Origin of the sequence: Vibrio xiamenensis, assembly GCF_900100015.1 — a bacterium.
Lineage (GTDB): Bacteria > Pseudomonadota > Gammaproteobacteria > Enterobacterales > Vibrionaceae > Vibrio > Vibrio xiamenensis.
This window is the reverse complement of record NZ_FNDD01000006.1, coordinates 1-16,107: the sequence shown is the minus strand read 5'-3', so window position 1 is coordinate 16,107 and position 16,107 is coordinate 1. Positions and strand designations below refer to the sequence as shown.

Below are 16,107 nucleotides of genomic sequence, written 5' to 3'. Positions count from 1 at the left end.
TTTTTATGGCGTAAATTCGAGTTCTATTTCTGTTTACTGACCGAATATCCCTGTTCGAGTAACTCTTTAACAAACACAGAACCATTTCCGTTGTACGTCACCCACACTTTCTCTTTCGCGCGAGTAAGTGCAACATAGAAGAGTCTTCGCTCCTCAGCAAAATCAAACTCGTCACTGCTTTGGGTAAGCGCACTGTCCAAATGCAGCGTTTTAACTTTGGCTGGAAACTGGCCTTCATCGACGGACAATACAAACACATAATCCGCTTCTTTACCCTTACTGCCATGGCACGTCATAAACTGAATATCCAGCAAAGCAAATTGCTTTTGCCAATCGGAAAATAAGTCTGGCTTATGATAGTGATTACGCCCAAGTAGCAATACGGTTTGCTTGCTTTTCGCCTTACGGTTGAGCTGATCCAACACTTTTTCAATACTGCTGCTTGGCGTCAACATCACCGCTTTTTTCTTCTGTTGCTTAAAGCTGTTGAGTGTTTTTGGTAACTGATTCGGGTTACGCTGGATAAAGCGGTTTGCCACATCACCAATCTGATTATTGAATCGATACGTGGTGTCGAGATAGTGCACCGTCGAGTGCGGAAAACGCTCTGAAAACCCGGTGGTTAAATCAACATCTGAACCAGCAAACTGATAAATGGATTGCCAATCATCGCCGACGGCAAACAGCACGGTTGGCGTTTGTTGCTTTTTGTTGCGCTCACACAAAGCTTCGACCAAAGCCAAACGCTCAGGGGAAATGTCTTGGTATTCATCGATCATGATGAATTTCCACGGTGGAATAAACTTACCGCGTTTAACGTACTGGGTCGCACGCGTCACCATAATATTAAAGTCAATTTGCCCTTGCTCTTTAAGCATCTGTTGCCAAGCTTGATAACACGGCCATACGAGGGCAAGTTCGCTATTCAAACGAGTATAATCCGCGTGTTCAACCAAACGTTGCTGCAAATCTTTTTTCGACATTCCCATCGCAGCCAACTGCATCATCTGGCTGTCGAGCCAAGCTATCAATTTAGGGTTCTCGACATGACTTCCCAGTTCATCGTCGCCCGCTAAGTAGGCAATTGGCCAAGTCGATAAATGCTTTTGCCAACGTTTGAAGTTGGTTGGCGTCATCCAATGTTTTTTCAGCCAATCAATACACCATGCGTGGCGCTGATTATCATCAAGGGCGAGCGGAGAAATGGTGACGTCGCTACCATCAACTTGTTTTAGAATCGACAACCCCAGTTGATGGAAGGTGTTAACGTGAACCCCTTCGGCTGAGAGTCCAATGCGGTTTTGTAGCCGATCACGCATTTCAGACGCCGCTTCACGGCCAAACGCTAACATCAAAATTTCATTCGACTGCGCTAAATGGCTCTGCAGTAAATAAGCAACCCGCGCCATTAATACACTGGTTTTGCCCGAACCGGCACCCGCGAGCACCAAGTTGTTGTCATCATTTAACAGCACAGCTTGCTGCTGAGAAAGATTCAGCGGCGAGGATTCAAGTTGTGAGAACAGCACTTCCCAGTTACCACGCTCACGCTCTATCCACTCTTGGTTGCGTGCGAGCAAAGTGTCGTCAGTTTCACTTATCCAAGGTAACATCGGTGCCATGCGATCAGGAATACGATGACACGCTTCTTCAAGTGACATGTTCATCAAATCAAAATCGCGATACAGCAATTTGAGCCACTTATCCACTTCCGAGTGAGATAGGAAAAACGGCAAACGGCGCAAGCGATACAATTCTTGCTCCCATTCCGGCAAGTACTTATTGAGTTGTTCGCACTGTTTGGTATGCCAAGTTTGGTAGCGATCTACTGCATATTTTGCAAAGCGGCGGCTGTCTTCCCAGCCTAACCCTTGAACCATCCAAGAACGTTGGACACCTTGCTCCTCGTTAGCAAAGAATTGTAATCCGCTCCAGATTAATCCGCGCTTGAGCTCAATACGACCATTCCACACGTTAAAGGGAATGCGTTCTTCATAACGCTCTGAAGATATCACCAACACATCATGATCGAGTGCGACCTGATGATACTCATTTTGGATTAAGAATTTTGCAGTCTTATTGGCACTTAGCTGCATTGTGTCTAGCCTTTCAATTGAATTAGAGCCATCATAGCCCAACAAAAAAATAATATGAAAAATTTGTGTCAATCATTCACTGATTAAAAGCCAACCAAATAGTATGGTTTCTTTATCTGTATCAGAACGTTACTATAGAATCTTGCTAAGATCATCGATTGTCTCTTTCTCATTTTAAGAAGCGAATACTGCGTGCAATTCACAAAGCCGTTACGCCTTTACTGGTCGAACAAATCTCTTAATTACAGCGTATTGATTTTAATTACCTTGGCGGGCATTGCGATACCGGCTTGGTACTTACAGCTGAATTCGCTGATCATTCCGCTTTTGCTTGGCGTCATTGCCGCCGCTCTAGCAGAAAGCGATGACAGTTTCACCGGGCGTTTGAAAAGCATCACTCTCACCTTAGGCTGTTTCGCCATTGCGACCTTTTCTGTTGAGCTTTTATTCAATCACCCGCTGTTGTTTGCGCTCGGATTAGTGACGTCCACTTTTGGCTTTATTATGCTTGGGGCCATTGGGCCTCGTTATGCAAGTATCGCATTCGGGTCTTTGCTTATCGCGGTTTACACTATGCTCGGCGCCAACCAAAGCGTCAATCTTTGGCTACAACCGACAATGCTGCTAATTGGCGCCTTGTGGTACTACGTGGTTTCAATGATTTGGTATCTGATATCACCGCTTCAACCCGTACAACAAAGCTTAGCCAATGTCTTTTTGGCTTTAGCTAATTACCTGGACAGTAAAAGCGAACTGTTCCACCCTGTCAGCGACTTAACGCCGCAGCCGCTGCGCTTAAAAGAAGCTTCTCTGAATGCAGCGACCGTCAGCGCACTCAATTTATGTAAGATGACGTTTTTGACACGTTCCAAACGCGGTTATGTTGATAGCGCCAGTGACCGTTTTCTTGCGATCTATTTCCTAGCCCAAGATATCCATGAACGCGCTAGCTCAACTCATTATCGTTATCAAGAACTTGCCGAGCATTTTCGTCATTCCGACGTACTGTTTCGCTTTAAACATTTAATGACCACTCAAGCCCAAGCATGCCGAGATATCGCAGCTTCAATTCGTCTAGGTAACCCTTATGAACACAGCCAAGCGTCGACACTCGCGCTGGATGAACTGCAAGCTTCGTTAACTCACCTTCAGCAGCAACAAAGGCCGGAGTGGCGAAATTTACTTGCTCAACTGGGTTATCTGTTTAATAACCTAAGCACCGTTGAACGCCAGTTAAGTAACGTCAATAACCCTGATGCCAATCAACTTGATGAAGGTCAACTTGATGACACCGAAGCGCATACCTTACGTACTATGTGGGAACGGATTCGCTCGAATTTAAATAAAGATTCTCGGCTATATCGCCATGCAGTTCGGCTCTCCCTGGCGCTGGTTGCTGGGTATGGCATCATCCAAGGACTTGGTCTTGAACGTGGCTATTGGATACTACTGACCACCTTGTTTGTATGTCAGCCGAACTACAGCGCGACGCGTCAAAAACTGGTGGCGCGCATCATTGGCACCTTAGCTGGCTTGTTAATTGGCGTACCGCTGCTGACGTTCTTTCCTTCTCAGGAAAGCCAACTGGTACTGATTGTGATTTCTGGTGTGCTGTTTTTCGCCTTTAGATTAAATAATTACGGCTACGCGACCGGCTTTATTACCGTCTTCGTGCTGTTTTGCTTTAATCAACTCGGAGAAGGATTCGCGGTCGTCTTACCACGTCTCGCCGATACATTAATGGGTTGTGGTCTCGCGGTTTTCTGTGTGATGTACGTGCTACCCGATTGGCAAGCAAAACGCCTGCATAAGGTCATGGGCGAGTCGATTCTCACCAACAAAGATTATTTGGCACAAATTATTGGCCAATACCGTATTGGTAAGAAAGACAGCTTAAGTTATCGCGTCGCGCGTCGCAAAGCACACGATGCCGATGCCAACCTCACCACTGCCATCAGTAGTATGCTTGCCGAGCCAGGTCGCTATCGCTCAGCCACGGAAGAGAGTTATCGATTTTTGTCGCTCAATCATGCATTGCTCAGTTATATCTCGGCAATAGGCGCCCATCGTACACGAATCGAGGACCAACAGACCCACCAGTTAGTGCTCGACAGTCACCGTGTAATTCATCGCCATCTCGATGTATTAGCCACGCAGCTCAATCAACACCGTCAAGATTGCGATACCAGCGATATTGATGAGCCGTATCTTGAGAAGCGACTTTCAGAATGGCGCGATGAAGATGACAACTCAGCTCGAATGGTGCTACAGCAACTTTATCTGATTTATCGAATGCTGCCAGAGCTTCACTCCCTAGCCTCGAAATTTGCAGTGCGGGTTGAACACGCTCCCATAGAAGATAAAGCCAAGAATTAAGGTGAAGGGGCTCACACCTTCACCTTGGCATAACATCGGCTGACATTATTCGAACATTTTTCACTCTTTGAGGTCTTACAATTAGGTCAGATAAAGACGACAAGACTGAACAAATGGAACTAACCCAATCTCCCAACCTAAAACTGCAAACTGTCGATGGTCACCAAGCCGTACTTGAACAGATCAAATTACAGATAAAACAACTAACGCCTAAGGAACTGCAAAGTCTGCAAGCTGAAATTAATCAAGAATTGCACCCAAGCACTGGCGATCTTCTTGATGGCGATGAACTGGAATTAATTCGTTCACTGTTTTGCTGATCACTCACCCTAACGCTCAATTTATAAAAACATCACTAATTAGTTGCTAGAGTCGCAAACTCAACGTACAATTTTTGTACAGGAGAGCAATTATGACCATTTCATCTATTCCCGCCGGTTATTCAATTATTGAGCAGTCCAGTAAAATGGCCGACTCTGCGGCGCGCGACGTTCAAGATATTGCTCAAACGAATCTCAACAATCGCGACGCTCTTGCGTTTAACAAAGTTGAGTTTGAGGCACCAAAAGACACTACGCCTTCTTCTTTTGTTGAGCCAATGGTTGAGCTCAATCAAGCGACCCAATACAGCCGAGTCGGTACTAATGTTATTCAGCGCGATCAGGATATGCTGGGTTCATTGCTCGATATTCATATCTGAATACGCCATTCTTTTTCCCGATTTAACTTATCTCCACATCAGTTTTTCGTAAAACCTCTCAACCTTAGCGCTAGAATGATTGCCAATTGCTGGTCAATCAGTATCATCCCTCGACCAGAATTTTTTAACGTCACTTATGCCTAAACTCAATTTATCTCAATCCCCGGCCGTACGTGCCAAGTGGGAAGAAAACTTGAAGCTCGACAGCCAAGAAAAAGTGACGTCGTCACAACAACAATTACCCAACAGCGCCGCTTTGACTCCGCAATGTATTGAAAAACGCTGGCAAGTGATCGCCGAACGTACCAACAAAGCCGCGTTACTCGATACTGACAGTGAAAAGCAGCAAAACCTCTACAGCAGTAACATTGAGCACTTTATCGGTACCGTCAAATTACCGGTCGGTTTAGCCGGCCCCCTGCTCGTCAATGGTGCTCATGCAAAAGGCGAATATCTGGTGCCGCTTGCGACCACCGAAGCGGCATTGGTCGCATCCTACTCGCGCGGCGCAAAATTAATTACCGAAGCGGGCGGCGTTACCGCGCTTGTGATTAACGAAGGGGTTACTCGCACTCCAGTCTTTGAATTCGCCAATGTGACAAAAGCCGGTGAGTTTGTCGCGTGGGCAGTGACCGAATATGAACAATTTAAACAATTAGCCCATTCAACCACCCGCTATGGCAAATTAAAAGACATCAACATCAATGTCGAAGGCAATCGAGTTTATCTGGTATTTGAATATTTGACTGGCGATGCGAGCGGTCAAAACATGGTGACGTTCGCCACCAACACTATCTATCAATACATCATCCAATCTTGTCCTGTCGATATTCATTCGTGCTATTTGGATGGCAATTTATCGGGTGACAAAAAACCGAATAGCCACACTATGCGCAGTGTGCGAGGAAAAAAAGTGGTCGCCGACATCACAATCCCCGCCGCTTTAATCGAGAAGCGCCTGCATACCCAAGTGGCTAAAATGGTCGAATTCGGCCAAATGACCACAACCGGTTCATTGCTCAGTGGTGGAATTGGCGTAAACGCGCATTATGCGAATGCGCTAGCGGCGCTTTATATCGCTTGCGGCCAAGACCCTGCATGTGTTGCTGAGTCTTCAATCGGTATCACTCGAATGGAACAAAACGCGCAAGGCGATCTTTACGCGAGCGTCACTTTGCCCAATCTAATGGTTGGCACGGTTGGCGGCGGTACCCATTTACCAAGTCAAAAAGCCTGCTTAGATATTCTTGGCTTATACGGCAGCGGAAACGCACGAGCGCTTGCTGAAGTCACCGCAGGGCTTTGCCTTGCTGGCGAATTATCGATTGTTGGCGCATTTTGTGCTGGGCATTTTTCCCGCGCACATCAACGATTAGCCAGGCGCTAATACATTATTCTCTTGTATCAAAAAGCTCACGTCCCATACGTGAGCTTTTTTGTTTGTCTGCAGTTTTATTTCTGATCAAGCTCAAAAATAACGAACATAAATATAACATTTAGCGCTATATTTTGATTACATATACAACATAAAGCGCGAACGAGCATAAAGGAACAAACATGAACGTCAATTCTAGTAATTATCTGCACCAAGATCAGGATGCACTGTTAGACCTCATCGTTGTAGGTGGTGGCATCAACGGCGCAGGCATCGCTGCTGACGCAGTGGGTCGCGGACTCTCCGTCGGCTTATATGAGGCTCAGGATTTTGCCAGCGCAACCTCCTCTGCCAGTTCAAAATTAATTCACGGTGGACTTCGCTATCTTGAACATTATGAATTCCGTTTAGTGAGCGAAGCGCTTGCAGAGCGTGAAATTCTGCTGGCGAAAGCTCCGCACATCGCGTTTCCTATGCGGTTTCGACTACCACATCAACCCTATTTAAGACCGGCTTGGATGATTCGAATTGGGATGTTTCTGTATGACCATTTAGGTAAACGTACGTCACTCCCTGCCAGTAAAAAAGTCGCGCTTAATGCTGGCGTTGTCACCAAACCGGAACTTAAAATCGGGTTCGAGTATTCTGATTGCTGGGTTGACGATGCTAGATTGGTGATACTCAACATCCTACAAGCGCAAAAACTGGGTGCGGAAGTATCAAATTATTGCGAGGTTGAATCGGCACGTCGCGTCGGCAATCACTGGCAAGTTAACCTGATTGATCATCGCAGTAACACCCGCTTTGAGCGACGTTGTAAAGCGTTAGTCAATGCAACCGGGCCTTGGGTTAAATCCTTTATCAAAGATTCAATTCAGACCAACTCCCCCTATGGTATTCGTCTGATAAAAGGCTCCCATATTATTGTCAATAAACTGCACGACGAGCCTCAAGCGTACATTTTGCAAAACGAAGATAAACGTATTGTGTTCGCGATACCCTATCTCGATAAATTCACCATGATCGGTACCACAGATCTCGAATACCATGGCGATCCGCGACAAGTGGAGATAAATGCCCAAGAGACGCAATATTTGCTGGATGTGATAAACAATCACTTCGTAAAACAGCTTACTCAACAAGATATTATTTCGAGCTTTAGTGGCGTTCGTCCTTTGTGTGACGATGAGTCGGACTCGCCCCAAGCCATTACGAGAGATTACACCTTAGCCTTGCAATCCGAGCTTGACGAAGCGCCTTTACTGTCGGTATTTGGTGGCAAACTCACCACCTATCGCAAGCTTGCTGAAGCGGCGATGGAACACTTAAAACCTTTCTTTCCAGCCATGAAAACGTCATGGACTGATGGTGCTCCGCTGCCCGGTGGAGAAGAATTTGATGCGCGAGCACTTGAGGAAACCTATCGCCATAAAATGCCCGAAGTGGACACCAATACCATTAAGCGTTGGATTCACACCTATGGCACACAGATGACCGCTATGCTTGCCAACGTTGTAACTCACAAGGATTTAGGGCGTGAGTTTGCACCCGGTGTATATCAAGTTGAAGTCGACTTTCTGGCGAAGACGGAATTTGCTCTGACGGCGAGAGACATTCTGTATCGACGAACTAAGCTCAATCTGCTGGTTGACGATGAGCAGCTCGAACACAATATTCAGCGCTACCTAGACGAGCATTATCCACCCACTCAAGATCATCACAATGAGCGAAAATACGCGTAAATTTTGCGCATTATCACACCGTGTAAAGGAGCCAACTGCGCTCCTTTACAATTAAACTAAGCTCAAAATGTGTGTTTTTACATGAGCTAAAGCATGGTCCAATCGGTAAAACTGAGCCTCACTAACGTTTTAAAACCGGGTATGCGATTGTCGGTGAAATTTGAATGGGGTACTGAGGATGACCTCAGTGGTCACGCTATCCTCATTGGTTTAAAAGCCGACAATTATGTCATCGTTGAGCTAAGCGCCCATTTGCAACAGCAACTGACGATGCGCAACATGACTAACGTAACAACTATAATCCACGGGCTTAGTGACCGTAAACTCGGCGACATCGTTGCGTTCAAAACCTCCGTGCTCACCCTTCTTAATCAACCTACCGATTTGCTGTTCCTACGTTATCCAAAACACTATGTTTCTAAGCCGCTTCGCTCCCATGAAAGGATTACCATGTATCTGGATGCGGAAATCAAAGTTGATACGGTGAGCTACGCAGCGACGATGGTGGATTTTTCGGCCAGTGGCTGCGCACTATTCGTTAAAGGAGAGAATCGGCTTAAAAACAACAGCAGGGTCGACGTGAGCTGCGCCCTCTCTACGCTGATACCTGACAATCTTGTCTATCGAATTGTGGCGATCGAGAAACGCCCGACTGGGCACAAAATTGGCGTGAAATTTGACCGAACGCTTGCCATTGAAGGACAACTCAAAGCGCAATTATTGATGCTGCATTTTGTCAGTGACGGACTTTAGACTCTTGCATAAAAGTTTGCTTATAGTGAACAAACGCCTGATTCAACGCTACCTCTTTAATGGGCTTGACCAACACATAATCTGCTCCAACTGCTAAAAACGCGCGTTTGGTATCTTGCATACCATCAGCGGTACACGCATAGATAGGAATCTTTAACCCGAGATCGTCGCGGATAATCTTGGTGGTTTCAATCCCCCCCAATTGCGGTAATTGGTTGTCCATCAAAATCAGGTCAATATTTTCATCGCGTTTTAAATAATCAATGGCATTGTAACCATCTTGCACCCAGTGCACTGTCATTCCATATTTCTCACAAAACGCCTTGGCAATGAAAGCATTGGTGTGGTTATCTTCCACCAGCAGAACTTGTAGAGCTCGGTCAAACAGCAGCGCCGGTTCACTCACCAACTTAAATGAACCGGCGTCTTTTGCACCAGGCTTGAGTTCAATTGGCAACTGAACTTCAAAAGTCGCGCCATGCTTAGGGCGACTGGTTAATGTGATGGTTCCATTAAGCAAATCCACCAAACTTTTTACAATCGCCAGTCCTAATCCACTGCCACCATATTCGCGTGTCGTGGTTGCTTCAGCTTGCACAAAAGGTTCGAAAATGGTTTCTTGGCGCGCATAATCAATACCGATGCCGCTATCCTTAACCAACACCCGCAACATGCCAAAATTTGCTTTTTCCGCGTCTTCTTGGCATTCAATAAACACGCTGACTTTTCCTTGGCTGGTAAATTTGACCGCATTACTGACTAGGTTAAACAAGATTTGGTTAATTCGAACTTGATCGCTAGAGACAATGAACGGTTCGGGCAAACTGCTACGAACGTCCAATTCCACCTGCTTGTCATCGCAAAGCGGACGATAAATTTTATCGACCGTGGTGACCAATTCACTGAGGTTGAAATCGGAACATTGAATTTGAAATTTGCCTTGTTCAATCTTAGAAAAGTCGAGAATATCGTTAAGTACCGCCAGCAAGTGCTCGCCGCTATGGCATAAAATATCCAAATGCTCGAGTTTGGTTTGATCTTCAATTTGATCGCGCAATAATTGCGAGATTCCGAGAATTCCATTTAGCGGCGTGCGCAGCTCATGACTCATTTTGGCCAGGAAGTCAGCCCTAACTCGCGCTGACTCTTCAGCCTCCTCGCGCGCCAACGCACTTTGACGCTGCGCTTCGACAAAGCTCGTCACATCTTGCCCTTGAGCGATGATATTGCGGATCTCGTTATCAATGACAATCGGCGATAGGTTCCAGCGGTAAGTGGTTTCACCAATAGGAATCGTCACCCCTGTAATGGTTGCGCCATGTGCGCACATATGAATCTGCGGTATCAGCTTTTCGACTAACACACTAAAACCGTTATCATCTAGATTGCCGGTTTTGAAACTTCGTTCTGCGGCCGGGTTCATCTCAATCAGCTTGCCTTTATTATCCCAAAGCGTGATCGGTGAAAGTGAATAGTTAAATAAGTCGACGAAGAGTTTTTCCTGCTCCTTCAAACGTTGAAATGCGAGCTGAAATGATTCGCCAATCTGGTGAAACTCTTCAATTGAAGAGCCACAAAATTCACTATTTTTTTGTTTCTGAGCCGCCACCGTGGTGTAATTCGTCAAGCGCAGTAGCTCTTTGGAGACACGCTGACCGAGCCAATGACGGCTAAACAACGCAATGATTAAAATGCATACCAACGCGATGATCACCCACATGTAGTGACTGCGCATCATAGTGACAATATGGGCGTTGTTTTGAATGGTGTAGACCGACAAATATGTCGAGATGCCATTGATGGTCAAATCGGTTTTGGACACCATATATTCGTGGTTTTTTAATACCGATGCGTACTCATCAAGCCACTTAAGATGACGAAAATCATCATTTTTGGTGCTGGCTGCAATGATGTGCGACTTCGCCGCGAGCAAAATATGGTCGACATTACTGCCTTTGAGCAGGGAACTGACCAGCGAAAAGTTACTGTTAAGTACAATACCGATGTGGATATAACCAAGGACTTGGCCACTATCAAGATCAATGATAGGCGTCCGGCGCAACAGTAAATAGCGCCCCCCCATAAGAGACTCGACTTCTTCCAAATGCCAGCTGGTCCCCATCGACATGTGGTGGCTGATTGAGACTAACTCTTGCTTATCAATACCGTAAAATTGTGAATTTGCGTCATCCCAAAGAAGCTTGTCGTTGTCAATAATAAAACGAAAATCCGGAGTGACAGCAGGACTAACCTGGTCGACGCCATTAAAAAAGCCATCAATTTTGTTGTGTTCGGTCGATTTGACCGCACTGGTGAGGGAGTTATTGCGGCTATAGCTGTCTTGCTGAATTTCTAAAGACTGAAGACGATAGTTAAAAATTTGCTGCACTAAGCTTGAAGTTTGCAGTTTAGAGCGCGCCGCTTCTTGAGCGACAACCTGCTGGTTAACTTGATAATTTTGCAACAGCACAATCACCGTCAGAATACTGATGGTGATAAATATAGAACGAGTGATAAGGGACGCGAGACGTCGCCGACTATATTTGCGCTGAGTGGAAGCCATTTTTATTAATTATCTGAGTACCTAAATGCACGTTTTTTAAGTTGTTCGATTTTTTTCGGGTCGTCATTGGCGGTCACCAATTCAAAGTCACCCGAATAAACCGTTGGTACAGGTTTGCCTTCTAAATCCCACTTGATCGCCTCAGCCATGGCGATACCTGTATCATCGTTCATGCGCATCACGGTCACGCCTAAATCTCCGCGCGCTATGGCTTCTAATTCGGCCGTACCACCACCCCATCCGTTAAGTAAGATATCGCCGCGACCTAGCTCTTTTAACGCATCACTGGCACCCAATGCGACATCGGTAGAACAAGCGTAAATAAACGAGATTGTTGGATCATCTTTTACCGCTTTTAGTGCCGTGGAATACCCCGATTCTCTCGTCGCTTTGGTGTAGTATGACGACGACAACGGATAATGATGATTGTGGCTCATCTCTTCGATGAAAGTGTCGCCACGAGCGTCGCTCACATAACCTTCTGAAAAGTATAAGACGGAATAACGACTGGTGTCAGGTTTTACACTTAAGTAATACTTTTCGAGGACTTCGGTTCCTTTTAAATGGTCAAAACCCACATACATAAAGGGTTGATGCCCATCCCAATCTTTCACTGGCGTCGTAATATTTTGCAAAATCAACTTAGTATTGGTCGAACTCAAAACATGTTCAATAAACTTGCGATGTCTCGTGGTGTCTAAAGTAAAGATTAGATAGTCCGCCTTGTTATGGATAGCATCAAGCAGTGACACACTTTGCTGACGAAAATCGATGTTAGGACGAGTAAAGACTTGATTGATTTCGTAGCGAATACCCAGTTTTTCCATACGCATTTCAAACGCTTTGATGTTGCGTATCCAATAGTCTGAAATTTGCTGTCCGGGATAAACTACGGAAATTGAAATCGGTTTCTGTTGTGTAGAGGTCAACGCAATGGGCCTTTGGCGAACGGTATTAGAAAGTTGTTCGGTAAGCGATTGCTGCTTAGGGTGCTGGGCTAAAAATTCGTCATATTGCCAATAACCACTGAGCACTTCGCCAGCATAAGCGGTGAATGAGACAGAGCATAACGCCATGAGACTGAACAAGGTTTTGGTTGCCATGTGGAGTCCTTAAGTTGACCTAATTTATTAAGCGTAGTATGGCTTGGTAGGAAGTACGATAAAAGGAAAATTTCTTTTTATTTAGTAGGTTGAGCATAAATTCATCATCGACCAATCGAAGTGAATGCATTCATGCTCAACCTAAAGCGCGAGATTAGAAAGTAAAGGCTAGGTTCCCAGAAACGCCCAACTCGTTCTCACCAGCATAAGAGCCTGATACGTCAAGGCTTACTACATCGGCTGGGCTGATACCAATACCGGCTGTGATGGTGTTATCTAAGGTATCCTGGGTATCAATTTGGTAGCCAGCGCGAAGTTGAGCCCAGCCCCAAGCGTTGCCCTCGATACCGACGCGGACAAATTGAGTATCGTCGTCAACACCAGAGAAGCGGGTTTGTTTGGTTAGGTCCCAATCAAGCGTCGCGGTGAAGAATTCGGTGACATACGCGCCAGATACGGTCACTTGGGTATCTAGCTTGTATTTATTGCCGCTGTCGATGGTGTCGATAGATTGAGAAAACAGATCTTTTGCCGCTAAACCTACACGGAAATCATCAATCAACCACACCGCGCCCAAATCCATGTTAAATGCAGATTTCGAGGTTTCACTTTGGTCAAAATCCTCGATATCAAAATCTTGAACTGTGATGTCTTGTTTGTAGGTTTTCAATTGTTGGTATTTCGGTGACACACCAAAGGCAAATTGCTGCCCTGCGATAGCAAATTGTTTGGCGAGTGCAACGCCGAATTCACCGTAGCCAAAAGCAATGGTGCGCACTGATGAATTTTCGTAACGGGTTTGAACATCTGACGGGTTCGTTCCTGCATCTGCCGCTATCATTGGGATCGCAATAATTTCAGCATAGCCACGAGCAAACATATTGACCGACACCATACGTGCAGGAATCGCTATCGCGGCACCGACACCCACTGTCGCATTAAGCGCCGCATCATCTTCGAGTTCATTCAAGTAATCGTTAAGATCTTCCGCAGCCGCTGTGGTTGGCGAATCTTCAAACGATTCGATATCACTTTGCAGATCGTCCAATGTGGTTAACGTGTCATCGCTATCACGAACGCTTGCGCCTATTGCGGGAAGCAATAGACCGAAGTCATCATTATCACGAGAAACGGCGGTTAACGCGGGGTTATAAAATGGAGCTAAAAGGTAGTCCGCGGTTGTAACGCCGGTATTCCCCATACCGTTACCACGAGCATCAGCTACGGTTGTTGCCGAAAAGACCGATGCACTAGATAACGACACTGCCACTGCAATAGATATTGTTGTTAGTTTTTTCATATCTGAATAGACCTATGTTGTATTACTCAAAAAAGGTTAATACAGATTTCAATAACTAACACAAAAGAACTAGCCTTCTTTTACACAAATCACATCTTGCCAATCCAGTTGTTCGCTAATCAGTCTTTCTTTGGTTTTTTTTGGCAATTTCTTAAGTTTATGCTCTAACTTTGAAGCAAAACTTCGCCCGCCGACAACGGGTTGTGACCACGCGAGCGTCAGAGGACCTCGCCCTCTTAACGCTTTCGCGCCAGTACCATTTTGATGTTGTTGAAAACGGCGCTCGACATCCGTGGTGATGCCACAATATAAGGCATCGTATTTGGTGCGTACCAAATAAACAAACCACTCAGATTTAGGCGCCGTATCGGTCATGACAGCAGTGATTCCACGCGTTCCGTCAATTGGGCTAACTGCTGTTTTAATTGCGCAACTTCAAGCTCTAGAGCATCGACTCGTTCATCACTCGTCGAACGCTGAGTTGGCATTGCAGCGGCCATCGCTTCAACATCAACCTCACCACTGAATAGATGTTGGTAGCGAGACTCTCGCTTACCTGGCTCTCGAGGTAATTTAACCGTCAATGCGCCGCCTTCTCGACTGGCCAATGCTTCCAAAACCGATTCGACCTGTTTAACGTCGCTAAATTCTGCCAAGCGGTTGGTGCGGGTACGTATTTCTCCTGGCGTTTGGGCTCCGCGCAAAAGCAATACACATACGATGGCCTTCTCCTGGGCACTCAATTTAAGATCGCCAAATTCGGTGTTACAAAAGCGGTGCTGATACTTGCTAGCACGGCTATTAAAACCGCTTTCATCGCTGACCAAATGACGAGAAATCAGTCCATCAATCGCATCTTGAATTTGTCCCTCGGAATAATCAGTGACAGGATCGCGATTACTTTTTTGGTTGCACGCTGAGGTTAAGCTATTGAGTGTTAGTGGATAATAATCAGGCGTGGTGACTTCTTTTTCTAAAAGGCAGCCAATAACGCGTGCCTCAATAGGCGATAATTCAATATTCATAAGTATGTCCTCTTTGGGTCCTGTCTAAGCGTAATACGCGACAAGCCTTACTGCGCCGTAATCATTGCACATTGATTAAAGCGTTAATGCTCTGAGATAAGCGGAACCCGTTTAATGTTGCCATCTATATCTAGCATATAAATTCTTGAGCGATTCAGTTCTACTTCAATAATTTCCAGCATCTTACGTTCAGACTGATACGCCTTACGCAATTTAGCGCTACGTAAGTCACCCGTTTCTTGTTCAGGGGGCGGTAGGATGATGTGGGAATTTTGCATATCAAAATCAATAAACTGGATTGGTATATCGGATATTATCTCCATATTAGTCAAGGACTCAACTTCCCTTTAACTGGGTGGCGATAAAAGCGTCAACAGTTTGTTATGATTGATTTTAAGACTGTAAAGCCGTGGGATGTTGTGTTTTAATCGAGTTAGTCAACGTTATAAAATAGGATAAAAACACTATGAGTGGTGTATTCGAGATTGTGGCAAATGCCCGTCGTAAAAATAAACTAAAACGAGAATTACTTGATAACGAAAAGAAGGTTCGTGATAACCGCAAACGTGTTGACCTTCTAGAAAACCTACTTGATTACATCAAGCCTGAGATGACTCACGACGAGATCGTTGAAATCATCAAAAACATGAAAGCCGACTACGAAGACCGCGTTGATGATCACATCATTAAAAGCGCTGAGATTTCTAAAGAACGCCGTGATATTTCGCGCCGTATTCGTGAGCTAACTGAAGCTGAAAAACAGCACATCCAAAGCAAAAAGAAGTAACCTCACTGCTTGATATATAAGCCCGCTTCATGCGCAATGTAGATCAGATAAGGAGCGGTTGACCGATCTTTCTGATAAGAGACAATCGGAGACCTGTTTATAGGTCTTCGATTTTTTATGTCTATCCAAAATTGTTTTGCCGACTTTCTTGAAGAAAGTCCGATTGATGTCGCTCAGCTAACCACCTTCTCTGAGCATATTCCTGATGAGTGGATTGCTAAAGCGGCAGCACTTTCCGATAAAGCGACTATACGTCGACGTCGCTTGCCTAGTGATATGGTTCTTTG

15 protein-coding genes are annotated in these 16,107 nt (G+C 45.4%); 8 read left to right on the top strand and 7 right to left on the bottom strand.

Annotation, left to right across the window (positions count from 1 at the left end):
* Nucleotides 1-23: 23 nt before the first annotated feature.
* Nucleotides 24-2,096: a DNA helicase IV gene (gene helD / locus BLS03_RS06595; protein WP_093271153.1), complete on the bottom strand. Its 2,073-nt coding sequence runs from the start codon at nt 2,094-2,096 to the stop codon at nt 24-26.
* A gap of 192 nt (nt 2,097-2,288) precedes the next feature.
* Here helD and yccS point away from each other — a divergent pair, with 192 nt between their 5' ends.
* The 6 genes from yccS to BLS03_RS06565 all read left to right on the top strand — a co-directional run bounded on the left by yccS (nt 2,289) and on the right by BLS03_RS06565 (nt 9,042).
* Entirely contained in the window at nt 2,289-4,472 is a 2,184-nt protein-coding gene (gene yccS, locus BLS03_RS06590; protein WP_093271150.1) for a YccS family putative transporter, read from the top strand.
* A gap of 113 nt (nt 4,473-4,585) precedes the next feature.
* Complete coding sequence (locus BLS03_RS06585; RefSeq protein ID WP_093271148.1) at nt 4,586-4,792, top strand: hypothetical protein; 207 nt, start codon at nt 4,586-4,588, stop codon at nt 4,790-4,792.
* A 92-nt stretch (nt 4,793-4,884) separates the two neighbouring features.
* Nucleotides 4,885-5,172, top strand: a complete 288-nt coding sequence (locus BLS03_RS06580; protein ID WP_093271145.1) for a hypothetical protein — start codon at nt 4,885-4,887, stop codon at nt 5,170-5,172.
* Nucleotides 5,173-5,308: 136 nt separating this feature from the next.
* Entirely contained in the window at nt 5,309-6,559 is a 1,251-nt protein-coding gene (locus tag BLS03_RS06575) for a hydroxymethylglutaryl-CoA reductase (protein ID WP_093271142.1), read from the top strand.
* Between the two features lie 170 nt (nt 6,560-6,729).
* Nucleotides 6,730-8,289, top strand: coding sequence for a glycerol-3-phosphate dehydrogenase (glpD, locus tag BLS03_RS06570; RefSeq protein WP_093271140.1), 1,560 nt, complete (start codon nt 6,730-6,732; stop codon nt 8,287-8,289).
* Nucleotides 8,290-8,382: 93 nt separating this feature from the next.
* Entirely contained in the window at nt 8,383-9,042 is a 660-nt protein-coding gene (locus tag BLS03_RS06565; RefSeq protein WP_093271137.1) for a PilZ domain-containing protein, read from the top strand.
* Here the strand turns inward: BLS03_RS06565 and luxQ are convergent.
* The 6 genes from luxQ to BLS03_RS06535 all read right to left on the bottom strand — a co-directional run bounded on the left by luxQ (nt 9,026) and on the right by BLS03_RS06535 (nt 15,311).
* The gene (gene luxQ, locus BLS03_RS06560; protein ID WP_093271135.1) at nt 9,026-11,605 is read right to left on the bottom strand and encodes a quorum-sensing autoinducer 2 sensor kinase/phosphatase LuxQ; all 2,580 of its coding nucleotides are present in this window, start codon (nt 11,603-11,605) and stop codon (nt 9,026-9,028) included. The two genes, BLS03_RS06565 and luxQ, sit on opposite strands and share 17 nt — an antisense overlap.
* 5 nt (nt 11,606-11,610) lie before the next feature.
* Entirely contained in the window at nt 11,611-12,708 is a 1,098-nt protein-coding gene (locus BLS03_RS06555; protein ID WP_093271132.1) for an autoinducer 2-binding periplasmic protein LuxP, read from the bottom strand.
* A 154-nt stretch (nt 12,709-12,862) separates the two neighbouring features.
* On the bottom strand, nt 12,863-14,008 hold the full coding sequence (locus BLS03_RS06550; protein ID WP_093271129.1) for a conjugal transfer protein TraF: 1,146 nt from the start codon (nt 14,006-14,008) through the stop codon (nt 12,863-12,865).
* Nucleotides 14,009-14,077: 69 nt separating this feature from the next.
* Nucleotides 14,078-14,383: a GIY-YIG nuclease family protein gene (locus BLS03_RS06545; protein WP_093271127.1), complete on the bottom strand. Its 306-nt coding sequence runs from the start codon at nt 14,381-14,383 to the stop codon at nt 14,078-14,080.
* On the bottom strand, nt 14,380-15,033 hold the full coding sequence (locus tag BLS03_RS06540) for a YceH family protein (protein ID WP_093271124.1): 654 nt from the start codon (nt 15,031-15,033) through the stop codon (nt 14,380-14,382). The genes BLS03_RS06545 and BLS03_RS06540 overlap by 4 nt, the downstream gene beginning before the upstream one ends.
* Before the next feature lie 83 nt (nt 15,034-15,116).
* Entirely contained in the window at nt 15,117-15,311 is a 195-nt protein-coding gene (locus BLS03_RS06535; protein WP_093271618.1) for a hypothetical protein, read from the bottom strand.
* Between the two features lie 188 nt (nt 15,312-15,499).
* Between BLS03_RS06535 and BLS03_RS06530 the strand changes: the two genes are divergently transcribed.
* Both BLS03_RS06530 and BLS03_RS06525 read left to right on the top strand, forming a co-directional pair.
* On the top strand, nt 15,500-15,820 hold the full coding sequence (locus tag BLS03_RS06530) for a DUF496 family protein (RefSeq protein WP_093271122.1): 321 nt from the start codon (nt 15,500-15,502) through the stop codon (nt 15,818-15,820).
* A 117-nt stretch (nt 15,821-15,937) separates the two neighbouring features.
* The coding region (locus tag BLS03_RS06525) for a transposase domain-containing protein (RefSeq protein ID WP_176765537.1) at nt 15,938-16,107 on the top strand (170 nt) is incomplete at its 3' end.